Below are 23,883 nucleotides of genomic sequence, written 5' to 3'. Positions count from 1 at the left end.
AACTCACCCCGGAGCCGTTCCACCTCCCCCAGCCTCATATCGGAGAAGATGCCCACCACCAGGAAAGATCACACGACGTAACGAAGCACTACTAGGGTCTTTCGTTTGGATCATGCCGGATCAGGGAGCGGGGTCTGGTGCCGTGCATCGCAAGGCGGAGGAGGGCGCCATGGCGGAGCCATGGCAACCGACGACAACGCGGCGAGGCGCGGTGCCAGGGCCCGCGAGCCCGGCATGATCCAAACGAGAGGCCCTAGGGGAAGGGCCCTCAGCCCGTCTGGTCCTCCTCCAGTGCCGCGAGTGCCGGGTCCAGGACGATGTCCTGCTCACGGGCCCCGATGGTCGGCTCCTCCGGGAAGTGGCAGGCCGTCAGGTGGCCGTCGCGGTTGCCGGAGAGCTGGAGCAGCGGGGGCTCCTCGGCCGCGCACTTGTCCTGTGCCTTCCAGCAGCGGGTGCGGAAGCGGCAGCCCGACGGCGGGGAGATGGGGGACGGCACGTCACCGGCGAGGCGGATGCGCTCGCGGTGCTGCCCCTCCCCCTCCGTCAGGGTCACCTCGGGGACGGCGGACAGCAGGGCGTGGGTGTAGGGGTGCCGCGGCCGGGTGTAGATGGAGTCCCGGTCGCCCACCTCGATGATCTTGCCGAGGTACATGACCGCCACGCGCTGGGAGAAGTGCCGCACGATCGCGAGGTCGTGGGCGATGAAGACGAACGCGATGCCGAGTTCGCGCTGCACCTTCTGGAGCAGGTTGACGACCTGGGCCTGGATGGAGACGTCGAGCGCGGAGACCGGTTCGTCCGCGACGATCAGCTTGGGCTCCAGGGCGAGCGCGCGGGCGACGCCGATGCGCTGGCGCTGGCCGCCGGAGAACTCGTGCGGGAAGCGGTTGTAGTGCTCGGGGTTCAGGCCGACGATCTCCAGGAGCTCACGGACCCGCCTCTCCCGGCCGCCCTCAGGATGGATGCCGTTGATCTCCATCGGCCCCGAGATGATCTTGCCGACCGTCTGCCGCGGGTTCAGCGACGAGTACGGGTCCTGGAAGATCATCTGGATCTCGGACCGGATCGGCGCCAGCTGCTTGCGGTTGGCGTGGCTGATGTCCCGGCCGCGGTAGGTGATCGTGCCGCGGGTCGGCTCCAGCAGGCGCGTGATGAGCCGGCCGGTGGTCGACTTGCCGCAGCCCGACTCGCCGACCAGGCCGAAGCTCTCGCCCTCGCCGACCTGGAAGTCCAGGCCGTCGACGGCCTGCACCGCGCCGACCGTCCGCCGGATCGGGAAGCCGCCCTTGACGGGGAAGTGCTTGACCAGCCCGGAGACCTTCAGCAGCGGCTGCGACGCCGTGCCGTCACCGGCCTCGCGGGGGGTGGGAAGGACCAGGTCCTCTGTCATGACGGTTGTCCTCCTAGCCCAGACGGGGCCTGATCTCTTCGTTGAAGATGGTGCGTTTCCGCTCCGCGCTCAGATGGCACGCCGAGGAACGGTCCGGTCCCAGCAGCGGGCGCTCGGTGACACACCGGTCACCCTCGACCCGGTCCCGGAAGGCGCACCGGGGGTGGAAGCGGCAGCCGGTCGGCGGGTTGAGCAGGCTCGGCGGGGTGCCGGGGATCGGCGAGAGCGGGGTGCCGAGGTCGGAGTCCAGCCGGGGCATGGAGTTCAGCAGACCCCAGGTGTACGGGTGCAGCGGCGCGCTGAGCACCTCGTCGACGGTGCCGCGCTCCACCGCGCGCCCGGCGTACATGACCATGATGTCGTCGGCCGTGTCGGCGATGACCCCGAGGTCGTGGGTGATGAAGACGATCGCCGTGCCGAACTCCCGCTGGAGGTCCTTGAGCAGGTCCAGGATCTGGGCCTGCACGGTGACGTCCAGCGCCGTGGTCGGCTCGTCGGCGATCAGCAGGTCCGGGTCGCAGACCAGCGCCATGGCGATCATCGCGCGCTGGCGCATGCCGCCGGAGAACTGGTGCGGGTAGTCCCGCGCGCGCTCCTTGGGGTTGGGGATGCCGACCTTGGCGAGCATCTCCACGGCCCGCTCCCAGGCGGCCCGCTTGGAGGCGCCCGTGTGCTTCATGTACGGCTCGGCGATCTGCCGGCCGATGGTGTAGAAGGGCGACAGCGCGGTGAGCGGGTCCTGGAAGATCATCGCCATCCGGTTGCCGCGGAGCTTCTCCATCTCCTTCTCGGTGGCGGTGATCAGTTCCTTGCCTTCGAGGAGGATCTCCCCGTCGATCGTCGTGTGCATCGGGTCGTGCAGCCCGAGGACCGTCAGGTTGGTGACCGACTTGCCCGAGCCCGACTCGCCCACGATGCCGAGGGTCCTGCCCCGGTGCAGGTCGAAGGAGAGGCCGTCGACGGCCTTGACCGGGCCGTCCTCGGTGGAGAACGTCACCTGGAGATCGCGTACCGAGAGGAATCCGTCCGGCCCGGCCGGGGCCGGCGCCCCCTCGGCCTTGGTCACTGTGGTCACGATGGCTGGTTCTTCCTAGGAGAGCCGGATGCGGGGGTCGATCCACGCGTAGGTGATGTCGGTCAGGATGTTGATGACCAGGATGAAGAAGGCGCCGAACAGCATGACCCCCATCGTCAGCGGCAGGTCCTTGTTGACCGCGCCGTCCACGGCGAGCCGGCCGATCCCCTGGAGGGAGAAGGTCAGTTCGGTGACGACGGCGCCGCCCAGCATGGAGCTGACGTCGATGCCGAGCACGGTGACGATCGGGATGAGCGAGCCGCGCCAGGCGTAGCGCAGGAAGACGTACTTGCGTGACATGCCCTTGGCCCGGGCGGTGCGCACATGGTCCTCGGCGAGCTGTTCGATCATCGAGGAGCGCGCCATACGGGTGTACTGCGCGGTGAAGATCGTGGCCATCACGCAGACCGGGATCGACATCCCGACGAACCAGCCGACCGGGTCCTGGGTGAGGGGCACGTACCTGGGGTCCTCCATCCAGCCGGTGCTGTAGACGAGGACCGTCAGCACGATCGGCCCGAGGAAGTAGATCTGGAACGAGCTGAGCACCATGGACGCGCCGGTGGCGACCTTGTCGACCAGGGTCCCGCGCCGGTAGGCGGCGATCATGCCCGCGCCGATGCCGATGACGAGGAAGACGACCGCGCCGCCGGCGGTCAGGGTGAGGGTCAGCGGGAACCGGTCCATGATGGTGCTCCAGACCATGTCCCCCGAGTAGAACGACACGCCCAGGCAGGGGGCCGAGCAGTGCCCGGTCGGGAAGTCGCGGCCCGTCACGATGCCGGACATGAAGTCCCAGAACTGCTGGGCCAGGGGCAGGTTGAGCCCGAGGGCCTCCCGGATGTCCGCCAGCCGCTGGGGCGAACAGTCCTTGCCGCAGGCCAGGGAGGCGTAGTCGGAGGGTGCGGCCACGAAGAGGAAGAACGTCGCCGCCCCGATGAGGAAGAGCGTGACGAAGGCGCCGACCGTGCGCCGGATGATGAACTGAAGCATGGCGGGCTGGCTCTCTGCGGAGACGGTGGGTAGGGGGCCCTCGGACAGGGGGCGCGCTCGCTGCCGAGCGCGCCCCCCGGGTCAGCCGCGGGTCACGACTTCAGGTACAGCCGGGTGATGTCGATGAGGCTGGACACCGAGCCGTAGCGGGCGCCGCCCACGTTGGAGCCGGAGATCTGGAACTGCTTCGTGTACCACAGCGGGGCCGCCGGGATGACGTTCTCCAGCAGGTAGTGGTGCGCTTCCTTCCAGGTCTTGGCGGCGTCGGTCGGGTTCTGCGTCACCGCCTTCTTGATGAGGGCGTCGACCTTCGGGTCCTTGACGTGCGAGTAGTTCGCGGAGCCGTCGAAGACCTGCGTGCCGTCGTAGATCGGGGTGACGACGGTGCCCGGGGACGGCCAGTCCTGGCCCCAGCCGGTGATGTAGGCGTCGTACGGGTTGTCGAGCTTGCCGATCTGCTCGTAGTAGCTCGCCGAGTCGACCTCCTTGGCGACGACGTCGATCCCGACCTTGGTCAGGGCGTCCTCGATGGCGACCTTGCGCTTCTGGCCGGCCTCGCTGTTGGGGTAGGCGAACACGATCTTCTTCTCGCCGGCCGGGACGCCGTTGAGGATCTCCTTGGCCTTGGCGATGTTGCCCTGCGGGGTCTTCAGACGGCCGTAGGGGTCGTAGCTCGCCTCGTAGCCGGGCAGCGTCGGCGCGAAGTAGTTCGGCGCGACGTCACCGCCGTAGGCGCCGCCCTCTCCGGCGATGAGGGACTTGGAGTTGACCGCGTAGGTGATGGCCTCGCGGACCTTCTTGTCCTTGACCCGGTCGAGGTTGAAGGTCAGCGTCATCACGTAGGGCTGGTACCCCTTGACCGTGCGCTTGCTGGCCTCCGGGTTGTTGATGACGTCCTGGATCTGCGTGGCCTCGACGCCGTTGGTGAGCTGGATGGCGTTCCTGTTCTCGCCCTTGTCCGCGATCAGACGCTTGGTCTGGGTGGACTCGGTGACGCCGAACTGGATGGTGAAGCCGTCCACGTACTGGTGGCGCACGGAGTCGGTCTTCGGGTCCCAGTTGGTGTTCCTGACCATCTTCAGGGTCTTGCCGGGCTTGTTCTCGGCGATCTTGTACGGGCCGGTGGAGACCGGCTTCTTCTCGTAGCCCTCCTTGGTGTCGCCCTTCGCCGGGACGACGGCGTAGCCGGTCATGGCGAGCGTCTGCGGCAGGTCCGGGCGCGACTGGTCGAAGTGGAAGACCACCGTCTTGTCGTCCGGCGTGTCGAGCACCGAGGCAGGCAGGTGCTTGCCGTCGAAGCCGCCGCCGGGCAGGGCCTTGCGGTAGTCCGCGCCGCTCAGCCAGGTCTGGAGGTAGGTCGGGCCGTCGAAGATGAACTTCGCGTACTGGCGCTCGACGGTGTGCCGGACGTCGGCCGACGTGATCGGGTTGCCGTTCTCGTCCTTGATGCCGTCCTTCAGCGTGAAGGTCCAGGTCTTGCCGCCGTCGGAGGACTTGCCGGAGTCGGTGGCGAGGTCACCGACGACGGACACGTTGCCCTTGTCGTCCTCCTGGAACTGGGTCAGGCGGCGGAAGAGCAGGTTGGCGACCTGGCCGGCGTCGGAGACGTAGATCTGGGCGGGGTCCAGGTGGGACAGGCCCGCCTCCTGGTACACCGTGATCGTGCCGCCGGGTTTGGCGCCGGGCACGTCCTTCGCGGGTCCGGTCGAGCCCGCGGCGTCGACGTAGGTGACCGCCTTGGACTGGACCGCCGCTTCCTTCTGGTCCTTCTTGGAGTCCCTGCCGGATTTGCCGCCCTCGTTCTTGGAGCAGCCCGTGAGAGCCAGGGAGCCGGCCGCGATGGCGATCACTACGGCACGCGCTCCGCGGGCGCGATGAGACATCATGTGGCGAATCCACCTACCTGTCGGTTGTTATCCGTGAGATCTGCCGGGCGCCGGCCGGGTGCGGGCCGGCGGGGGCGGCAGCCACCCCCCACCCAACGGACGACCTACCGCCCGGACTTGGGGTCGAACGCGTCCCGTACGGAGTCCCCGAGGAGGTTGAAGCACAGGACGAAGATCACCAGCGCCACCCCGGGGAAGAACATGAACGCCGGGTCCTGCTCGGCGTACCGGGCGCCGGCGGCGAAGAGGCGCCCCCAGTCGGGCGTCGGCTCGACGAACCCGACGCCCGCGAAGGACAGGAAGGCGATGCTGAGGATGGTGCTGGGCAGTTGGTACGTGAACTGCACCAGGATCGGGGTGACGACGTTGGGCAGGATCTCCTTGCGCACGATCCGCCACGGCGAGGCGCCCGACACCTTGGCCGCCTCCACGAACTCCCGTTCGCGCAGGGACAGCACGGTCGACCGGACCAGTCGGGCCATGCCCATCCAGCCCAGCAGCCACAGCACGATCAGCATGGCAAGGGCGCGGAAGTAGGTCGGCGTCTCCTCGCGGGGATTCACGAAGAACGACGTGACGACGGGCATGAAGGCGATGAAGAACAGCTGTTGCGGGAAGGAGAGGAAGAAGTCGGTGCCCCGGCCGATCCAGTAGTCCGTGCGGCCGCCGAAGTAGCCGCCGATCAGGCCGATCAGGATGCCGGTGACCATGATGAGGACGGTGATGCCCAGCGCCATGTACAGCGAGGTGCGCATGCCGTACAGCAGCATGGCGTAGAGGTCGCGGCCGTACTGCGGTTCGACGCCGAACCAGTGGTCGCCGGAGACGCCCCCCAAGTACCCCAGCGGAAGCCCGAATTCGTCGAGGACGGGCTTGTCGGCGTAGGTGGGGTCCTGTCCGTACAGGGTGTACGGATCAGTGCCCGGCAGCTTCGCCAGCAGCGGTGCGAGCAGGGCGACGACGAAGTAGCCGATCACCACCACGGCGCAGATGACGCCCGTGCGGTCGCGCTTGAAGCGCAGCCACATCAGCTGGCCGGGGGACCGGCCCGCGAGCTGCACGGGTTCGCTCTTCGTCTCCGGCCCTGGTGCGCCGTCGACGACGATCGAAGCCCCGCCGCCCTCTATATCGATAGGACTTGTCACGGTTCGTCCGTTTCACAGGTATGAGCGTGAGAGGTGTCCGCGTACTCCGAGAACGCGCGTGACCGCAGGCGGACGCGCGTAGTTACCGGGGTTCCCTCCTCATGACTTCACGTGTTCACCAACCGGCAAGGGTTTCCGTCTTCCCTCCGACACCCCTGACGGAGAGTCAGAAACCCAGTGGTGCTCGTGAGTCGGCGCTGTCCCCACAGCGCGAGACCCATTGACCCGAGCGCTACGCGGCTAACTATCTGCCAATGGGTAGACCACCGACCACTGCCCGTAGATCTCAATTCAGTCACAGCTCACGCCTACACCTTCCAAAATCTGGACAAACTGTTCGTCAGAAGAAGGCGCGAAACGGACTTGTTACATGGCTATCGGGCAGCGATCTCCGCATGTCGGACATGGGCCACCCGAAAACCGGTTGCAAAAAGCCCGGGTTCCCCCACGATGGGGGAACCCGGGCTCGGACGGCCGGGTAGGTGGCCGGGAATCAGCTGTGCTTGGCGCGGCTCGCGGCGCGCGCCCGCTCCCTCTGGTCGAGGACGACCTTGCGGATGCGAACGGCCTCCGGGGTCACCTCGACGCACTCGTCGTCACGGCAGAACTCCAGCGACTGCTCCAGCGACAGCTTGCGCGGCGGCACGATCGACTCGGTCACATCGGCCGTCGACGACCGCATGTTGGTGAGCTTCTTCTCCTTGGTGATGTTGACGTCCATGTCGTCGGCGCGCGAGTTCTCGCCGACGATCATGCCCTCGTACACCTCGGTGCCCGGCTCCACGAAGAGCACGCCGCGCTCTTGGAGGTTCGTCATCGCGAACGCGGTGACGGCACCGGAGCGGTCGGCGACCAGGGAGCCGTTGTTGCGGGTCTGCAGCGGACCGAACCAGGGCTCGTGGCCCTCGTGGATGGAGTGGGCGATGCCCGTGCCGCGGGTCTGGGTCAAGAACTCGGTACGGAAACCGATCAGGCCGCGGGACGGCACGACGAACTCCATGCGGACCCAGCCGGAGCCGTGGTTGGACATGTTGTCCATGCGGCCCTTGCGGACGCCCATGAGCTGCGTGACCGCGCCCATGTGCTCCTCGGGCACGTCGATCGTCATGCGCTCGACCGGCTCGTAGACCTTGCCCTCGACGTCCTTGGTGACCACCCGGGGCTTGCCGACGGTCAGCTCGTAGCCCTCCCGGCGCATGGTCTCGACCAGGATGGCCAGCGCCAGCTCGCCGCGGCCCTGCACCTCCCAGGCGTCCGGCCGCTCGGTCTCCAGCACGCGCAGCGAGACGTTGCCGATCAGCTCGCGGTCCAGGCGGTCCTTGACCTGGCGGGCGGTGACCTTGCGGTCCTTCACGGCCGCCTTGGCGTCCGCGCCCTTGCCGGTGCCGCCCCGGCCGACCAGCGGCGAGGTGTTCGTACCGATCACCATGGAGATCGCCGGCTCGTCCACCGTGATCAGCGGCAGCGCGACCGGGTTCTCGGTGTCGGCCAGCGTCTCGCCGATCATGATGTCCGGGATGCCGGCGACCGCGCAGATGTCACCCGGGCCCGCCTTCTCGGCCGGCTTGCGGGTGAGCGCCTCCGTCATCATCAGCTCGGAGATGCGGACGTTGCTGACGGAGCCGTCCCGCTTGATCCAGGCGACCGTCTGGCCCTTGCGCAGTTCGCCCTGCTCGACGCGGAGCAGCGCGATACGGCCGAGGAAGTTGTCGGCGTCCAGGTTGGTGACGTGCGCCTGGAGCGGGGCGTCCTCGTCGTAGGTCGGGGCCGGGATGTGCTCCAGGATGGTGGAGAAGAACGGCTCCAGGCTGTCGCTGTCGGCCGGGACCGTGCCGTTGTCCGGCTTGGTCAGCGAGGCGATGCCGTCACGGCCGCAGGCGTAGACGATCGGGAACTCGATCTGCTCCTCGTCCGCGTCCAGGTCGAGGAAGAGGTCGTAGGTCTCGTTGACGACCTCGTCGATGCGGGCGTCGGGGCGGTCCGTCTTGTTGATGCACAGGATGACGGGGAGCCGGGCCTGGAGCGCCTTGCGCAGCACGAAGCGGGTCTGCGGCAGCGGGCCCTCGGAGGCGTCCACCAGCAGCACGACACCGTCGACCATCGACAGACCCCGCTCGACCTCGCCGCCGAAGTCGGCGTGGCCGGGGGTGTCGATGATGTTGATGGTGATGGGCTCCCCGCCGTCCTTGGGGTGGTACTTCACCGCCGTGTTCTTGGCGAGGATCGTGATGCCCTTCTCACGCTCCAGGTCGTTCGAGTCCATGACCCGGTCGTCGACCTGCTCGAGCTGGTGGGCGGCGAAGGCACCGGCCTGCTTCAGCATGCCGTCGACGATGGTGGTCTTGCCGTGGTCGACGTGGGCGACGATGGCGACGTTGCGGATGTCGTGGCGCGTGGCCATATTGTGGCGTACTCCCGGAGTGTGCGGACTGCCCTGCGCGTACGTCCGTGCCGCGCGGGCCTGCCGGGCTGGACACGCCACGGCCTCACCCCATGGTACGTGGCCGCCGCCGCCAGGGCTCGCCGGGATACGTCGGTGCAGCTCAGGCCGCCTCCGGCGCACCCGGCGCCGGCTAATTGGCCGGGCTCGGCGAGACCTTCGCGCCCTTCTTCAAAAAGCCCATGTCCTCGTAGACCGGCGTCGCGAAGCCGAAGGCCCCCGCGTTGACCACGTTCTTGCGGACGCCCACCAGCTGGGGCCGCTGGTAGAGCGGGATCGAGCCGGCGGCGGCCCAGATGCGGGCGTCGGCCTTGCGGATCAGGGAGCGCGCCTCGTCCTCGTCCAGCGTGGTCACGGCCTGGTCGAAGAGCTGGTCGACCTGGTCCGTGCCGACCCGGGTGTAGTTCTGCTCCACGTTCACCGAGCCGTCCGCCGCCGCGACCGGCTTGGCGTAGATGGGCCGGGCGTCCGTCGCCGGGAACGCGGAGGACGGCCAGGAGTACAGGGCGAGGTCGTAGTCGCCGGCGGCGATGTGGTCCTTGAAGTAGCTCTCGTCCGAGACCTTGGTGATCGTCGTGCGGATGCCGACCTGCTCCAGCATCGCGGAGATCCGCTCGCCGACCGAGTTCAGCGTCTGCGAGCCGGCCCCGGAGGGCAGGACGAAGCGCAGCGCGAGCGGCTTGCCGTCCTTGGCGAGCGGTCCGGCGGGCGCGGCGGCCGGGGCCGCCGTGCCCTTCGGGGCGTACGCGCCGGGCGCGCCGCCGTGCTTGCCCTCCCCCGCGAAGCGCTGGTCGGGGTGCTCGCGCGGGTCGCCGGCGGACTCCCGGCGCTCGTTCTTGCCGTCGCCGTCCGCGCCGCCGTGGCTCCCGCCGCCGGGCCCGTCGTCGCGGCCCTTCTCGTCGTCGTCCTCCCCGACGATGTACTCGCCGTCCTTGCCGCCGTTCGACACGTCCTCGGTGGGACGCTGGGGGCCCGCGGCCTTCTCGGGCTTCTTCGGCTCCTTGAGCGGGCCGCCGCGCACCCAGCCGGCGTCGGCGAGCAGCGCCTGCGCCTCCTTGGCGTCCTGGCCGCCGATCGCGCCGCTGCCGTCGGCGTAGGCGGCCTGCCCGGACAGGGCGAGGTGGCTGCCGACCGGTACGGCGGGCAGCCCCAGCGGGGTGAGCACCAGCCGGGCCAGCTCCCCGCGGTCCAGGGCGCGGGCGACGGCCCGGCGGACCCGTTCGTCGGCGAGGGGGCCGGTGGAGCCGTTGAGGGCGAGCTGGGTGTAGGCGGGCTCCAGGGACTTGCGGACCTCGACGTCCCGCAGCGCCTGCTGCTGCTCCAGGTACCGGGTGACGGCCTTGCGCAGCTTCTCCTTGCCGGCGTGCACCTGGTCGGAGTCGAAGCCGTGCGCGAGCGCCCAGTCGCGCAGCTTCTTCGCCGAGGTCCTGCCCCCGGCGCCCTGGAGCGGGGTGCCGGTGCCCTTCTCGCGGTGGGCGAGGCCGATGCGCTGGGCGTCGGCGGAGTCCACCTCGGCGAGGTCCGCGCTGCCGTCGGCGAGGGCGGCGGCCCGCTTGTCGCGCGTCACGGCGTGCAGCACGATCTCGTTGAGCTTGGCGGGCTTGCCCCACCAGCGCGCATTGCGGGTGAGGACCACGTCCTTCTTGGCGGTGTCGACCTTCGCGACCTTGAACGGCCCGGCGGTGACCTTCAGCTTGCGCCGGGCGCCGTCGTTGAAGGCGTCCGGGGTGCCCATGACGTCCTTCGGGTACAGCGGGGAGAACAGCGACTTCCAGTCGGCGTAGGGGCGGGAGAAGGTGACCCGGACCTGGAGGTCGCTGGCGCCGCGCTCGATCGTGGCGATGCGGTCGTAGCCGGCGTTGCGGGCGGTCCAGAAGGCGCTGTTCCTGCCGGACAGGGCACGCCACTGGGCGACGAAGTCGGCGGCGCCGATCTCCCGGCCGTCGCTCCACACGGCCTGCTGGTTCAGCTTGTACAGCACGACCTGGCGCGGTTCGGTCTCGATGACCTCGGCCGACTCCAGGTAGGCCGGGTTGGCCACCGGCTGCCCGGCGGCGTCCAGCCGGAACATGGACGGCAGCACGGCCTGGGCGACCCGGCTGGTGCCGGCGTCGGCGTCGGCCTGGAAGGTGTTCAGGGTCTCCGGTACGGCGTCCACGGCCCACTTCAGGGTGCCGCCGTCGGCGACCTTGTCGCGGGCGACCAGAGCGATGTCCTGCGGTGCGAGGGGGGTGCCGGCCTCGTCGTCCTCGCCGCAGCCGGCGAGCAGCGGGACGGCGAGGGCGCCCGCTCCGAGGAAGGCCAGGGCGCGCCGCACGTGCCGGGACCGGCCGCCGGCCGTGCGCGGGGGCGTCGTGGCCGGTCGCGCCCCGCGGCAGAGCCGCCCGTCGATGGAGCCTCGCGCCGCTTCGGGGCGCTGTCCAACGCCGTCGTAGGACATCTCTGCTACCTCCAGGAAGCCACGGGCCTTATGCTCACATTTGTCGGTATATGGAGCTGATCACGTTTGGCGGTATATGGAGCTGATCAGATCTATGCGGCCACTGAAGAGGAAAGGATCCGGACACGGTGGGCGACACGACGGCGACGGCCCGTAAGCCCACCCGTGCGGCGCAACACACCGGGCGGTGCGTCCGTACGCCCCGGCCAATCGCTGCACATCCCTTCACACCGGCGGTCGGGAGGCGCAAGACTCCAAGGCGCATGAACGTTGCCGCCCATGACCGCCGGACCCGCGGAAGCGAGGGCAAGTCATGTCCGTGCACGACGACATCAACGCCGTCCAGCGCTGTCTCGACGACCTCAACCGGTCGGTGAGCCGCCTGGAGAACCAGCTCGGCGGCGCTCTGGAGATACGCCGCGTCCGCCTGGACGCCGACCACCTGCGCGAGAGCGTGGCACTGCTGCGGGAGGCCGCCGCGGCCCCGGCCACGCCACGCCGGCCCGACCTCGTCACCATCTCCGACGCGCCCTACGACATCAGCCTGTGGACGGACTCGGACGACGAGGGCCTGGGCGCCCGCGACCGCCGCGCCCCCTGACACTCCCCCGAACCGACCGGAGTCCCCCTTGGCCACTGGTACGGAACCCCAGCAGAACGGCGGCGGCGTACGCACCCGTACGCGCGCCGCGATCGCCGCCCCGCACCTGCGGACCGACCGCTGGTGGCTGGCGCCCGCCGCCACCGCGGCCGGCCTGCTGGCCTTCGTCGTGTACTCGACGTGGCGGGCCTTCGCGAACGCCCACTACTACGCGGCCCCGTACGTCTCGCCGTTCTACTCGCCGTGCCTGGCGGAGAACTGCCGGACCATGCGCGCCGGGCCGAACGCCCACCTCTTCGGGAGCTGGTGGGGCATCTCCCCCGCCGTCATCATCCTGATCTTCCCGCTCGGCTTCCGGCTGACCTGCTACTACTACCGCAAGGCGTACTACCGCGCCTTCTGGGCGTCCCCGCCCGCCTGCGCGGTGGCCGAGCCGCACCGGACGTACACCGGCGAGACCCGCTTCCCGCTGGTCCTGCAGAACGTCCACCGCTACTTCTTCTACGCCGCCCTGCTGGTGGCCGGCGTGCTGACGTACGACACCGCGCTGTCCTTCCGGGACCAGCACTACCGGTGGGGGCACATGGGCCTCGGCACCCTGGTCTTCCTCGCCAACATCGCGCTGATCTGGGCGTACACCCTCTCGTGCCACTCCTGCCGGCACATCGTCGGCGGCAAGCTCAAGCACTTCTCCCGGCACCCCGTGCGCTACCGCGCCTGGCGGTTCGTCGGCCGGCTCAACGCCCGCCACATGCAGCTGGCCTGGGCCTCGCTGCTGAGCGTGGCGCTCGCCGACTTCTACGTCTACCTGGTCGCGTCCGGGGCTTTCGACGATCCACGCTTCTTCTAGAGATCCAGTGAGGGACTGAACCGATGTCCGTGGTCGACCGGCAGGAGTGGGACGTCGTCGTGATCGGCGCCGGGGGCGCGGGCCTGCGCGCGGCCGTCGAGGCGCGCGAGCGGGGCGCCCGCACGGCCGTGATCTGCAAGTCGCTGTTCGGCAAGGCGCACACCGTGATGGCCGAGGGCGGCATCGCGGCGGCGATGGCCAACGCCAACGAGCACGACTCCTGGCAGGTCCACTTCCGCGACACCATGCGCGGCGGCAAGTTCCTGAACCAGTGGCGGATGGCCGAACTGCACGCGCAGGAGGCGCCGGACCGGGTCTGGGAGCTGGAGACCTGGGGCGCGCTGTTCGACCGCACGAAGGACGGCCGCATCTCGCAGCGGAACTTCGGCGGGCACGAGTACCCGCGCCTGGCCCACGTGGGCGACCGTACGGGCCTGGAGCTGATCCGCACGCTCCAGCAGAAGACCGTCGCGCTCCAGCAGGAGGACTTCCGCCGGACCGGGGACTACGAGTCCCGGCTGAAGGTCTTCCAGGAGTGCACGGTCACGAGGATCCTCAAGGACGGCGACCGCGTCTCGGGCGTGTTCGCCTACGACCGTGAGACGGGGCGCTTCTTCGTCCTCCAGGCGCCGGCCGTGGTCCTCGCGACCGGCGGCATCGGCAAGTCCTTCAAGGTCACGTCCAACTCGTGGGAGTACACGGGCGACGGGCACGCGCTGGCGCTGCTGGCCGGCGCCCCGCTGCTGAACATGGAGTTCGTGCAGTTCCATCCGACGGGCATGGTCTGGCCGCCGTCGGTGAAGGGCATCCTCGTCACCGAGTCGGTGCGCGGGGACGGCGGGGTGCTGCGGAACTCCGAGGGCAAGCGGTTCATGTTCGACTACGTCCCGGACGTCTTCAAGGAGAAGTACGCCGAGTCGGAGGAGGAGGCCGACCGGTGGTACGAGGACCCGGAAGACAACCGCCGGCCGCCCGAACTCCTCCCCCGCGACGAGGTGGCCCGCGCGATCAACGCCGAGGTGAAGGCGGGCCGGGGCTCCCCGCACGGCGGGGTCTTCCTGGACGTGTCGACCCGGATGCCCGCCGAGGTGATCCGGCGCCGGCTGCCGTCCATGTACCACCAGTTCAAGGAACTGGCGGACGTCGACATCACCGCTGAGGCGATGGAGGTCGGGCCGACCTGCCACTACGTGATGGGCGGCGTCGCGGTCGACTCCGACACGGCGGCGGCGCGCGGGGTGCCCGGACTGTACGCGGCCGGCGAGGTGGCCGGCGGCATGCACGGCTCCAACCGGCTCGGCGGCAACTCCCTCTCCGACCTGCTGGTGTTCGGGCGCCGGGCCGGCTGGCACGCGGCCGAGTACGCGCGGGCGCTGGCGGACCGGCGCCCGCCCGTGGACGACGCCCAGGTCGGCACGGCGTCGGCGGAGGCGCTGCGGCCGTTCTCCGCCGGGGCGGAGGGCGAGGCGGGCCCGCCGGAGAACCCGTACACCCTGCACCAGGAACTCCAGCAGACGATGAACGACCTGGTCGGCATCATCCGCCGCGAGGGCGAGATGGAGCAGGCCCTGCACAGGCTGGCCGAGCTGCGGACCCGGGCCCGGCGGGCCGGCGTCGAGGGCCACCGCCAGTTCAACCCCGGCTGGCACCTCGCCCTGGACCTCAGGAACATGCTGCTGGTCAGCGAGTGCGTGGCGCGGGCCGCGCTGGAGCGCACCGAGTCGCGCGGCGGGCACACCCGTGAGGACCACCCCCGGATGGACCGGGCCTGGCGCAACGTGAACCTGCTGTGCGCCCTCGCCGACCCCGCCGGCGGCCTCGCGGCGACCGACCCGGCCCGCGGCCAGATCCGCCTGACCCGCGAGACCACCGACCCCATCCGCCCGGACCTGCTCGCCCTCTTCGAGAAGGAGGAGCTGGTCAAGTACCTCGCCGAAGAGGAGCTGTACGAGTGAGCAGCTACGAAGCCCGCTTCCAGGTGTGGCGGGGCGACGAACGGGGCGGGGGCCTTGCGGACTTCACGGTCGAGGTGAACGACGGCGAGGTCGTCCTGGACATCGTCCACCGCCTCCAGGCGACCCAGGCACCCGACCTCGCCGTGCGCTGGAACTGCAAGGCCGGCAAGTGCGGCTCGTGCTCGGCGGAGGTCAACGGCCGCCCCCGGCTGCTGTGCATGACCCGCATGTCGGTCTTCGACCGCGCGGAGACGATCACGATCACCCCGCTGCGCGCCTTCCCGGTGATCCGGGACCTGGTGACCGACGTCGGCTTCAACTACCGCAAGGCGCGCGAGGTCCCCGCCTTCGTGCCGCCCCCCGGTCTCGGCCCCGGCGAGTACCGCATGTTCCAGGAGGACGTGGACCGCGCGCAGGAGTTCCGCAAGTGCATCGAGTGCTTCCTGTGCCAGAACACCTGCCACGTGGTGCGCGACCACGAGGAGAACAAGGAGGCGTTCGCCGGCCCGCGCTACCTGATGCGCGTCGCCGAACTCGACATGCACCCGCTGGACGCGGCCGCCGGGGCCGGCCTGGACCGCAGCCGCACCGCCCAGGACGACCACGGCCTCGGCTACTGCAACATCACCAAGTGCTGCACCGAGGTCTGCCCCGAGGACATCAAGATCACCGACAATGCCCTGATCCCGCTGAAGGAACGCGCGGTGGACCGCAAGTACGACCCGCTGGTCTGGCTGGGGTCGAAGATCAGGAGGCGGTCGGGGGCGTAGCCGCCCAGTCCTCCCGGTACGCCCGCCAGTCCGCCTCGGTGGCCGCGAAGTCCACGTAGAGGGCGACACCGAAGCGGGCGCGGCCGGAGTCCGTGCGGCTCAGTCCGAGGCGGACCCCGCGCACGGCGGCCGGGACGGTCTCGGCGCGCGCCCGGTGACCGAACCGGTTCTCGTGGTAGAAGGGCAGGCCCATCAGCAGGTCGGTGCTCCCGGGGGTGACCTCCAGGGCCAGGCTGGTCTGCTGGGCCACATAGCCGCCGTACAGGCTCGGCAGCGGCTGCATGGTGTCGTACGACATGACGGCGATCTGGTCCACCCGGCGGGCCACCTGCCCGAAGTACGCCTGCGACCACCACTTGGGGTGGCCGGTGGCCGTGCCCCAGAAGGAGTGGAAGGCGGGCAGCGGGTCGATCTGGTGGGCGGCGACGGACAGGACGGCGCCCCGGGCGTGGGCGAGGCCGCGCAGGTCGTCCAGGAGGGACAGGAAGTCGCGGTCGCCGGAGTGGAGCGGCTCCAGGTCGAGGTGGGTGCCCTGGAAGCCGGCGGCGAGGATCTGCCGGGCCGAGGCGACGACCGCCGTCCGGGTCGCGGCGCGCTCCAGGCGCAGGCCGTCGGGGCTCTCCGTGGCCAGCTTGTCGCCGAGCCAGGCCTGGACGCGGACGCCGGGCAGTTCCCGGTGGACGGCCGCGATCAGCCGGCGGGCCTCCGGGTACGCCGAAGCCGGGAGGGTCCCGTCGTGTTCGAGGGGCCCCGCGTGGACGTACAGATCGCTGATCCCGGTGCCCCGCAGGCGGCGGGCGAGGGCCTCGACGTCCCGGTCGGTCTTCCGCCCGTCCACCCAGGCGTGCCCGAGCCAGAGCGCGTCCCGGTGCCGGGTGCGGGTGCCGGGGGCCGGATCGCCGGTGTACTCGAACCGGAGGGCGGTCTCGGCGGCGAGCAGAGGGAGCAGGAGGAGGGCGAGGAGCCCGGCGGCGACCCGGAGGAGCCGGCGCGTGCGGGAGCGGGGAAGGTCGGGGGGCGGGGGCGGGTTTCCGGGGGCGGCGGGGGCGTCGAGGCCGTCCGGGTCGTCGAGGCCGTCCGGGTCGTCGAGGCCGTCCGGGTCGTCGAGGCCGTCCGGGTCGTCGTGGGCGTCCGGGCGGGACTGCTCCTGCCGGACGGGGTCCGGCGCCGGGGGGTACCGGTCGGTCCGGTGCCCGTCCGCCGGGATGCCGTGCGTCCGGTTCTCGTCCATTGCGTCCCCCTGTCCGCCTGCTCCCCCACCTGTGTCCATCCCGCTCGCGGAGCCGTCTGGCTGCCCATACGCTCCGAAACGTGACCTCCTCCCAGTTCCGGGGCCGGACCCGGCGGGCCACCGCGCACCTACGGGTGCGGGTGGCGCATGCCGTGCTGGGCGCCCTGGTGGGAGCGGGGTGGCTGGTGTTGCCGGTGATGACGGCCGATGCCCCTGATCCGGTTCCCGTGACTCCCGCCGGCGCGGTGGCGAGCGCCGCCGCGCCGCCGGCCGGCGCGTCGACCGCCGATCTCGTGCTCCCGCTCGTCGCCGGGGTCGCGGCCGTGGCCCTGGCCGGATACGGCTGGGTGCGGCGCACCCGCCGGGCGCGGACCCGGACGACCCCGGGCATCGTCCCGAAGCGTCCGCCCGTGGCGGCCCCTGCCGACTCCGAGCGCCAGGCCCGGGCGGCACTGCGGCTGGCCGACGACTGCGTACGGACCAGCCGGGAGGAACTGTCCTTCGTGCGGGAACGTTTCGGCGAGCAGCGGACCGAGCCGTTCACGCACGCGGTGCGCGCCGCCGAGACGGAGCTGTCGGCGGCGTTCGCGCTCTGGCGGCGGTACGAGGAGGGTGTCCCCGGACAGGCGGGCGCCCGGCGTCAGGCGCTGGCCGGGATGATCGGGCGCTGCGCGGAGGCAGGGCGGCGGCTGGACGCGCAGGCGGAGGCGCTGGACCGGTTGCGCGGTCTCACGGCGGACGAGGAGGCGATGCGCGCGGCGCTGGGGGTGGCCGAGGAGCGGTTCCGGGAACTGGCGGCGCGGACGACGGCCGCGCAGCGGACCCTGGCGGCGCTGCGGGAGCGGTACGCGCCCTCGGCCACCGGGTTCGTCACCGGGTACGTCGAACAGGCCAAGGACCGGCTGGTGTACGCCGGCGCACGGCTGAACGAGGCCCGGCAGGCCACCGACGTGGGCGAGACACGGCGGGCCGCGTGGCAGTTGCGCGCGGCCGAGGGCGCGGTGGCCCAGACGGGGGTGCTGGTGGGCGGGGTGGAGCGGCTCGCGGACCAGGTTCGGGAGGCGGCCGGGCTGGTACCGGCCGCGCTGACCGGCGCGGAGGCGCAGGTGGCGGCGGTCCGACGCACGTCGCCCGCGCCGGACGGACCCGTCGCCCGGCCCGCACCCGCCGACGGGGCACCGGCAGCGGTCCGCGGGGAGACCGGGAAGACCTCGCCGCCCCCGGACGAACCGCCCGCCCGATCGGCGCACGCCGACGGGGTGCTGGCGGCGGTCCGCGAAGAGCTGACCGGTGGGCCGTACGACCCGCTGGACGCGCTGCGCCGGATCACCCGGGCCGTCGAGCGGCTGACCGGGGGGCGGTCGGGGGTGCTGGACACGGCGGCGCTGCTCGTGGCGCGAAGTTCGGTCGCCGGGGCGGAGGAGTTCGTCGGGGTGCACCGCGGGGCGGTGGGTACGGAGGCCCGGGCGCGGCTGGCGGAGGCGGTGCGCGAGCAGGGCGCGGGCGACGCGGGACGGGCCGACGTCGTGGCCGCTGAGGCGCGGAGGCTGGCGGACCGGGACGTCCGGGCCCACGGAACGGCGGGGGACGCGGCCGGTCTCGCCGGTGCGGTCCTGGGCGGGGTCCTCCTCGCGGAGGACCCGGACGGCGGTCCCCCGCCCGCGTTCGGCGGCCCCCGCACCCGCTCCCGGCTGCACAGGTAGGGCCGGCCGGTCCCCCCGAACCGTCGGCGGCGGCCCGGGGGCACCTTGGAGCCCGGCGGGTCGCGTGGGCGGTCCGGGGTCAGAACAGGCTCAGCAGGGCCTCCGCCGGGTCGGTGAGGCCGCCGTCCGCGCCGGGCAGCGGCAACTCGAACCACACCGTCTTGCCGCGAGGCGTCCGCCGGGAGCCCCAGGCCGCGCTGAGCAGCCCGACCAGCTGGAGCCCGCGTCCGCCCTCGTCGGTGTCCCGGGCGCGGCGGCGCCGGGGCTGGACCAGGCCGGAGTCCCAGACCTCGCAGACCAGGGTGCGGTCCAGCAGCAGCCGTAGCCTGATGTCGCCCTCGCCGTACCGCAGCGCGTTCGTCACCAGCTCGCTGACCAGCAGTTCCGTCGTGTCGACCAGCGGCTCCAGGTCCCAGGAGAGCAGCTGTCCGCGGGCGTACTCCCGGGCCCGGCCCACACTGCGCGGCTCGCGCGGCAGCGTCCAGTCGCCGACGGACTCGGCGGGCAGCCCCTGCACCCGGGCCATCAGCAGGGCGATGTCGTCCTCGCCGTGGTGGGTGTCGAGGGTGTTGAGGACGTGGTCGCACACGTCCTCCAGGGGCTGGGAGGGGTCGGTGAGCGCGCCGACGAAGGCCTGGAGCCCCTCGTCCAGCGGGTGGTCACGGGATTCGACCAGGCCGTCCGTGTAGAGCGCGAGCAGTGCGCCCTCCGGGAGTTCGACCTCGACCTCCTCGAACGGCTCCCCGCCCACGCCCAGCGGCATGCCGGGCGGCACGTCGAGCATCAGCGCCGCCTCACCGGGCTCGACCAGCACCGGCGGCAGATGCCCGGCGTTGGCGAACGTGCAGCGTCGGGTGACGGAGTCGTACACGGCGTACACGCAGGTCGCGAGGTACACCTCGGAGAGGTCCGCGTCCCGGGGCTGACGGGCCGTCCGGGTCGCCTGCTGGATGCCGCCGGGCGTGCCGAGGCCCCGCGCGATCTCGTCCAACGCCGAGAGCACTTCTGCCGGTTCCAGGTCCAGCAGGGCCAGCGTGCGCACGGCGGTGCGGAGTTCGCCCATCGCCACCGCCGCCCTGAGGCCCCGGCCCATGACGTCCCCGACCACCAGGGCCGTGCGGTGACCGGGGAGTTCGATGACGTCGAACCAGTCCCCGCCCACCTCCGTCGCCGCGTTGCCGGGGAGGTAGCGGCAGGCGATGTCCAGGCCGGACGCCTCGGGGTCGCCGGGCGGGAGCAGGGAGCGTTGCAGTATCAACGCCCGTTCGTGCTCCCGGCGGTACAGGCGTGCGTTGTCGATGCAGACGGCGGCCCGTGCGGCCAGTTCGACCGCGAGGTCCCGGTCGCGGTCGCCGAACGGCTCGCTGCCCTTCGTCCGGGCGAACTGCGCGAGTCCCACGACCGTGTCGTGGGCGACCATCGGCACCGCCAGCGTGGACTGCACGAGACCGCCCTCCTCGGGGGGCACGTGCTGCGGGCGGGCGGTGCGCAGGGCGTCCGCGCAGGGCGAGGTGAACGGGAAGTGGTGGACCGCGCCGACCTCGACGCGCTTGCCGGAACTGCCGAAGGGCGCGCCGGAGACGGCGCTGGCGTAGGCGACGCGGCGCAGTTCGGCACTGCCGTCGGCGAGGCCGGGCGGGGTCTCGTCGCCGGTCAGCAGGCCCTGGTAGAGGTCGACGGTGGCGAGGTCGCAGAAGCCGGGGACGACGACGTCGAGGAGTTCGCGGGCCGTGGTCTCCAGGTCGAGGGAGTTGCCTATGCGGGCGCCGGCCTCGTTGAGCAGGGCGAGGTTGCGCCGGGCGGCGGCGGCCTCACGGGCGGCGGCGCGACGGGAGGTGATGTCGGTGCCGAGCCAGGCGATGCCGATGGGCCGGCCGCTGCCGCTCTGCACGCGGTAGAGGTTGACCGACCAGTGCCGGCGTTCCTCGGAACCCGGGACGAAGCCGGTGACGTGCATGTCGGTGATGGACTCGCCGCTCTCCAGCACCCGTCGCAGCGTGGCCGAGACCCGCTCGGCCTCGCCGCGCGGCAGGTAGTCGTGGACTCCCTTGCCCCGGTGGTCGTCCGGGGTGCCGCCGAAGATGGAGGCGAACCGCTTGTTGGCGCGGCGCACCCGCAGATCGGGGTCGATCAGCAGGAAGCCGAAAGGGGATTGACCGAAGATGGCCTGCGAGGCGGCGAGGTCGGTCTCGATGCTGCGCAGCGTGCGGACGTCCACGACGATGCACACGGCCGCCTTGTCGCCCTCGGCGGTGCGCGTCGGCATGACGTACACCTCGGCCAGGCCCTCTTCACCGCGCGTGCCGTCCGGCCGGTCGGGCATCCGGAACGGCACTACTCCGGTCCACTCCCGGCCGTCGAGGATCTCGGCCATCTTCCGCTGGCCGCGCTCGCGCAGATCGGGGTCGATGAAGGCCTCTATGGGGTCCATGCCGACGGCGCGTGCGGCGGGGATGCCGAAGAGCTGCTCGGCGCGCAGGCTCCACTGGTCGACCAGCCCGCCGGGGCTGATGGAGAAGGACGCGACCTTGATGTAGTCGTAGATGGAACCGGGCGGACTGCTCTGCCACATGGCGTCACCGGGTGCCGCGGCGGCCTCCGCGGCCTGCCTCCTCGCGCCGTCCGACGGGTCCTCGGACTCCGTGGCCTTCGCTGGTATCTCGCTCACGCGAACCGTCCCCTCCAGCTCACCGCGTCCGGCACCGGTCACCGGGGGCGGCTGCCCGCAGTATCCAGCACTACGGCGCCGCACAACACGGTGTTCACGATCACAGCACGGTCCAGGTGCTTTTAGGACCGGTCCGTGACAACACTCCCACTCTTCTAACCAGGGAACACACCACCGAACCACACACCGCGGGACCACGTGCGCCCCCGGCGCGCACGATGGACGGCACGCCGTCGGCTGTACACCCCTGTGCCCCTGCGCGTGCCGTGCCGAGCCGTCACCCGGGCACCGCCAGTTCGAACCAGACGGTCTTTCCGGTGGCGGCGGGCCGGGTGCCCCAGCTGAGCGAGGAGCCGGCGACCAGCTGAAGGCCGCGTCCGCTCTCGTCCTCGGGGTGGGCGACGCGCTCGCGCGGCAGGTCGGGGAGCGGGTCGGAGACCTCCACGCGCAGGATGCCGTCGAGCCCGGCGGGGCGGACGAGCCGTACGCCGATGGGACCGGTGGCGTGCCGCAGCGCGTTGGTGACCAGCTCGCTGACCAGCAACGCGGCGAGGTCGGCGACGCAGTCCAGCTGCCAGCCGTGCAGCTGGGAGCGGACCGCCGCGCGGGCGCTGCGCACGGCGCCCGGTTCCGCGGGAAACGTCCACTCGGCGCAGTCGCCATCGGTGTCGATCACGCCGATCACTTCCCAGGCCAGCGAGCCCACCCATGTCCGATTTCATGGGGTTAATGGGCCCATACCCGATATCCCGGCGGCAGTACCGCGTGAGAGGGCGCACTGTGGCACGAACGGGCGCGTCCCGCCGGGGGGCCGTGCGCCTACACCCCGTGCCCGATCACGGCCATCGCCTCGCGGACCGCGGGGACGTCCTGGTCGAGCCAGTCGACCTCCCAGATCCGGTCCGGCGTCAGCCAGCGCAGCTCGTCGTGGTCCTGGAGGGGCCGGGGCGGGGGCGAACCGGGGAGCAGGCGGACGGTCCACACCTGGAGGACGTACGGCGTCCGCAGCGGCCACTGGCCGGGCACGCGGTCGACCGGCTCGGCGTCGACGCCCAGTTCCTCGCGCAGTTCGCGCACCAGCGCGTCCTCGGGCCGCTCCCCCGCCTCGACCTTGCCGCCGGGCAGCTCCCAGCGTCCGGCCAGGTCGGCGGGTGCGCTGCGGCGCGCGGCCAGCAGTCTGCCGCCGTCGAGCAGGGCGGCCCCCACCACCACGGTCCGTTCCGCCCCGGAAGTCGTACGCGTCATGGGGCGGAGCCTACGGGAGCGCGCGACCGGTCAGTTCTGCGCGCCGTCCCCGTTCTGGCCGATGCGCTCGACCCAGTAGAGCTGCTTGTGCCCCCGGTCGTCGAGGCTGTCGGCGATCTGCTGCGCCTCGGCGCGGGTCGCGTACCGGCCGACGCGGTAGCGATTGCCGTTGTCGTCCTGCCGTATCACGATCCAGGGCAGGGACACCGTGCCCTCACTCATGGCCCCCACCGCCCGCGCTCCTTCTCGCACCGCCCCGCCCTCCCCCGGGCCCGGCCCCCCGCCGCGCCCCGTCTAAGGAAACCGCAATCCGCATATGCCCGAGCGTACGCCCAACCTTCACGCTGCGAATACGGCTTTTCACAAAGAGGTACGCATCGAGCCAGAACGCCGGGGGCGCACGAGACCGAACGCGCCGTCGGCAGCACGGCTGTCCCGGGGCGGGGGCATGCCGAAGGCGCCCCGGACCACCTGCGAGAACGGCCGGATCACTGCGGCTCGCGCGGCGGCGCCGGGAGCGGTACGGCACGCCGGCGGCCCGGACGGCGCATCGGAATGTGCGCTACCTCACGCGGAGGGGTGCGCGGACGACGGTCCGGACGGGGGCGTTCACCGGACGGGCAAGTGGTAGGCGACCCGGTAGCGGTCGGCCGGGATGACCACGTCGGCGGTCTCCACCGGGCGCCCGGAGGCGAAGTAGGTGCGCTGGACGACGAGGACCACGTGCCCGGGGACGCCGCCGAGCAGGTGCAGTTCCTCGGCGAGGCCGGGGCGGGCGCCGACCTCCTCGGTGACGTTGTCCACGACGACGTCGATGGCCCGCATGCGCTCGACCACGCCCATGCCGCCGAGCGGCCCCTCCTCGGGGAGCATCACCGGGGTGCGGCCGGTGACGGCGAGGGGTTCCCAGGAGGTGGAGAGCATCATGGGCTCGCCGCCCTCCCGGAACAGGTACTTGGTGCGCATGACCCGGTCGCCGGCCTGGATCGCGAGCCGCTCGGCGATGGCCGCGCCGGCCTCGGTCTGCTCGCTGCTGGACTCCCAGGTACCGCGCGCCGAGGCGTCGGACTGCTCCTGGCGGAACGGGGTGGCGCCGCCGGCCGGACGGTATCCGGAGCGGGCGACCCGCCGGGGCACGGGCCGCTCGCGCACGTACGTCCCCGAGCCGGAGCGGCCCTCGACCAGCCCCTCGGCCATCAGCACCTTGCGGGCCTCCAGCGCGACCGTGTCCGAGACGCCGTACTCCTCGCGGATGCGGGCCTGCGAGGGCAGGCGGGTGTGGGGCGGCAGTGAACCGTCGACGATCTTCTTGCGGAGATCACCCGCGACACGCAGGTACGCCGGCTGCTCACCGAAAGTCACTGGCCGCTCCCATCAGGTTGTACAGACAGCAACAGCCTGGCAACCGTGGGTTGAGCCGTGCAAGCAAAGGCCAGAGAATCACTCGATGTGATGACAAAAGTCCGGGGAGTGCTTCACCCAGGCCCTGTC

The 23,883-nt window shown here is 71.4% G+C and carries 18 protein-coding genes; 5 read left to right on the top strand and 13 right to left on the bottom strand.

Going from position 1 to position 23,883, the window contains the following annotated elements; all coding sequences use genetic code 11:
- Positions 1 to 268: 268 nt before the first annotated feature.
- The 7 genes from ACZ5DC_RS15135 to ACZ5DC_RS15105 form a co-directional block, all read right to left on the bottom strand.
- On the bottom strand, positions 269 to 1,390 hold the full coding sequence (locus ACZ5DC_RS15135; RefSeq protein ID WP_468652795.1) for an ABC transporter ATP-binding protein: 1,122 nt from the start codon (positions 1,388 to 1,390) through the stop codon (positions 269 to 271).
- A 13-nt stretch (positions 1,391 to 1,403) separates the two neighbouring features.
- Positions 1,404 to 2,465 (bottom strand): ABC transporter ATP-binding protein, encoded by a 1,062-nt coding sequence (locus tag ACZ5DC_RS15130; protein ID WP_468652793.1) that lies wholly within the window; start codon positions 2,463 to 2,465, stop codon positions 1,404 to 1,406.
- 15 nt (positions 2,466 to 2,480) lie between these two features.
- A complete protein-coding gene (locus ACZ5DC_RS15125; RefSeq protein ID WP_468652791.1) occupies positions 2,481 to 3,458 on the bottom strand; it encodes an ABC transporter permease in 978 nt (325 codons plus the stop codon).
- 92 nt (positions 3,459 to 3,550) lie between these two features.
- Positions 3,551 to 5,344: an ABC transporter substrate-binding protein gene (locus tag ACZ5DC_RS15120; RefSeq protein ID WP_468652789.1), complete on the bottom strand. Its 1,794-nt coding sequence runs from the start codon at positions 5,342 to 5,344 to the stop codon at positions 3,551 to 3,553.
- A 104-nt stretch (positions 5,345 to 5,448) separates the two neighbouring features.
- Positions 5,449 to 6,489 (bottom strand): ABC transporter permease, encoded by a 1,041-nt coding sequence (locus ACZ5DC_RS15115; protein WP_366754772.1) that lies wholly within the window; start codon positions 6,487 to 6,489, stop codon positions 5,449 to 5,451.
- Between the two features lie 493 nt (positions 6,490 to 6,982).
- Positions 6,983 to 8,890, bottom strand: coding sequence for a translational GTPase TypA (typA, locus tag ACZ5DC_RS15110; protein WP_468652786.1), 1,908 nt, complete (start codon positions 8,888 to 8,890; stop codon positions 6,983 to 6,985).
- Between the two features lie 172 nt (positions 8,891 to 9,062).
- Positions 9,063 to 11,369 carry an ABC transporter family substrate-binding protein gene (locus ACZ5DC_RS15105; protein WP_468652784.1) on the bottom strand — a complete coding sequence of 769 codons (2,307 nt, stop codon included), beginning with the start codon at positions 11,367 to 11,369 and terminating at the stop codon, positions 9,063 to 9,065.
- A gap of 313 nt (positions 11,370 to 11,682) precedes the next feature.
- Here ACZ5DC_RS15105 and ACZ5DC_RS15100 point away from each other — a divergent pair, with 313 nt between their 5' ends.
- Genes ACZ5DC_RS15100 through ACZ5DC_RS15085 form a run of 4 tightly spaced genes read left to right on the top strand, consistent with a single transcriptional unit; the run spans position 11,683 to position 15,545 of the window.
- The gene (locus ACZ5DC_RS15100; protein ID WP_366754775.1) at positions 11,683 to 11,970 is read left to right on the top strand and encodes a hypothetical protein; all 288 of its coding nucleotides are present in this window, start codon (positions 11,683 to 11,685) and stop codon (positions 11,968 to 11,970) included.
- A gap of 28 nt (positions 11,971 to 11,998) precedes the next feature.
- A complete protein-coding gene (locus ACZ5DC_RS15095; RefSeq protein WP_366754776.1) occupies positions 11,999 to 12,820 on the top strand; it encodes a hypothetical protein in 822 nt (273 codons plus the stop codon).
- Between the two features lie 23 nt (positions 12,821 to 12,843).
- Positions 12,844 to 14,775: a fumarate reductase/succinate dehydrogenase flavoprotein subunit gene (locus tag ACZ5DC_RS15090; protein ID WP_468652782.1), complete on the top strand. Its 1,932-nt coding sequence runs from the start codon at positions 12,844 to 12,846 to the stop codon at positions 14,773 to 14,775.
- Entirely contained in the window at positions 14,772 to 15,545 is a 774-nt protein-coding gene (locus ACZ5DC_RS15085; RefSeq protein ID WP_468652780.1) for a succinate dehydrogenase/fumarate reductase iron-sulfur subunit, read from the top strand. The genes ACZ5DC_RS15090 and ACZ5DC_RS15085 overlap by 4 nt, the downstream gene beginning before the upstream one ends.
- On the opposite strand, the gene ACZ5DC_RS15080 is transcribed toward ACZ5DC_RS15085, so the two are convergent.
- Complete coding sequence (locus tag ACZ5DC_RS15080; protein ID WP_468652778.1) at positions 15,523 to 16,776, bottom strand: glycoside hydrolase family 18 protein; 1,254 nt, start codon at positions 16,774 to 16,776, stop codon at positions 15,523 to 15,525. The genes ACZ5DC_RS15085 and ACZ5DC_RS15080 overlap by 23 nt on opposite strands.
- Positions 16,777 to 16,856: 80 nt before the next feature.
- On the opposite strand from ACZ5DC_RS15080, the gene ACZ5DC_RS15075 reads away from it, so the two are divergent.
- A complete protein-coding gene (locus ACZ5DC_RS15075; protein WP_468652776.1) occupies positions 16,857 to 18,479 on the top strand; it encodes a hypothetical protein in 1,623 nt (540 codons plus the stop codon).
- A gap of 79 nt (positions 18,480 to 18,558) precedes the next feature.
- On the opposite strand, the gene ACZ5DC_RS15070 is transcribed toward ACZ5DC_RS15075, so the two are convergent.
- The 5 genes from ACZ5DC_RS15070 to ACZ5DC_RS15050 form a co-directional block, all read right to left on the bottom strand.
- On the bottom strand, positions 18,559 to 21,147 hold the full coding sequence (locus ACZ5DC_RS15070) for a SpoIIE family protein phosphatase (RefSeq protein ID WP_468652774.1): 2,589 nt from the start codon (positions 21,145 to 21,147) through the stop codon (positions 18,559 to 18,561).
- A 277-nt stretch (positions 21,148 to 21,424) separates the two neighbouring features.
- The gene (locus tag ACZ5DC_RS15065; protein ID WP_468652772.1) at positions 21,425 to 21,853 is read right to left on the bottom strand and encodes an ATP-binding protein; all 429 of its coding nucleotides are present in this window, start codon (positions 21,851 to 21,853) and stop codon (positions 21,425 to 21,427) included.
- 113 nt (positions 21,854 to 21,966) lie between these two features.
- Positions 21,967 to 22,392 (bottom strand): (deoxy)nucleoside triphosphate pyrophosphohydrolase, encoded by a 426-nt coding sequence (locus ACZ5DC_RS15060; protein ID WP_468652770.1) that lies wholly within the window; start codon positions 22,390 to 22,392, stop codon positions 21,967 to 21,969.
- A 30-nt stretch (positions 22,393 to 22,422) separates the two neighbouring features.
- The gene (locus ACZ5DC_RS15055; RefSeq protein WP_366759400.1) at positions 22,423 to 22,614 is read right to left on the bottom strand and encodes an SPOR domain-containing protein; all 192 of its coding nucleotides are present in this window, start codon (positions 22,612 to 22,614) and stop codon (positions 22,423 to 22,425) included.
- Between the two features lie 387 nt (positions 22,615 to 23,001).
- Positions 23,002 to 23,754, bottom strand: a complete 753-nt coding sequence (locus ACZ5DC_RS15050) for a GntR family transcriptional regulator (RefSeq protein WP_468652768.1) — start codon at positions 23,752 to 23,754, stop codon at positions 23,002 to 23,004.
- Between the last annotated feature and the right edge of the window lie 129 nt (positions 23,755 to 23,883).

The organism is Streptomyces sp. NPDC031445 (genome assembly GCF_055581365.1).
Note: the sequence above shows the minus strand (reverse complement) of the source record. Positions and strands in the feature narration are given on the sequence as shown.

What these genes read in the sequence shown, in the direction of transcription:
- ACZ5DC_RS15135 (WP_468652795.1), bottom strand. Translation starts at nt 1,390, where the DNA reads ATGACAGAGGACCTGGTCCTTCCCACCCCCCGCGAGGCCGGTGACGGC.
- ACZ5DC_RS15125 (WP_468652791.1), bottom strand. Translation starts at nt 3,458, where the DNA reads ATGCTTCAGTTCATCATCCGGCGCACGGTCGGCGCCTTCGTCACGCTC.
- ACZ5DC_RS15120 (WP_468652789.1), bottom strand. Translation starts at nt 5,344, where the DNA reads ATGATGTCTCATCGCGCCCGCGGAGCGCGTGCCGTAGTGATCGCCATC.
- typA (WP_468652786.1), bottom strand. Translation starts at nt 8,890, where the DNA reads ATGGCCACGCGCCACGACATCCGCAACGTCGCCATCGTCGCCCACGTC.
- ACZ5DC_RS15105 (WP_468652784.1), bottom strand. Translation starts at nt 11,369, where the DNA reads ATGTCCTACGACGGCGTTGGACAGCGCCCCGAAGCGGCGCGAGGCTCC.
- ACZ5DC_RS15100 (WP_366754775.1), top strand. Translation starts at nt 11,683, where the DNA reads ATGTCCGTGCACGACGACATCAACGCCGTCCAGCGCTGTCTCGACGAC.
- ACZ5DC_RS15090 (WP_468652782.1), top strand. Translation starts at nt 12,844, where the DNA reads ATGTCCGTGGTCGACCGGCAGGAGTGGGACGTCGTCGTGATCGGCGCC.
- ACZ5DC_RS15080 (WP_468652778.1), bottom strand. Translation starts at nt 16,776, where the DNA reads ATGGACGAGAACCGGACGCACGGCATCCCGGCGGACGGGCACCGGACC.
- ACZ5DC_RS15060 (WP_468652770.1), bottom strand. Translation starts at nt 22,392, where the DNA reads ATGACGCGTACGACTTCCGGGGCGGAACGGACCGTGGTGGTGGGGGCC.
- ACZ5DC_RS15055 (WP_366759400.1), bottom strand. Translation starts at nt 22,614, where the DNA reads ATGAGTGAGGGCACGGTGTCCCTGCCCTGGATCGTGATACGGCAGGAC.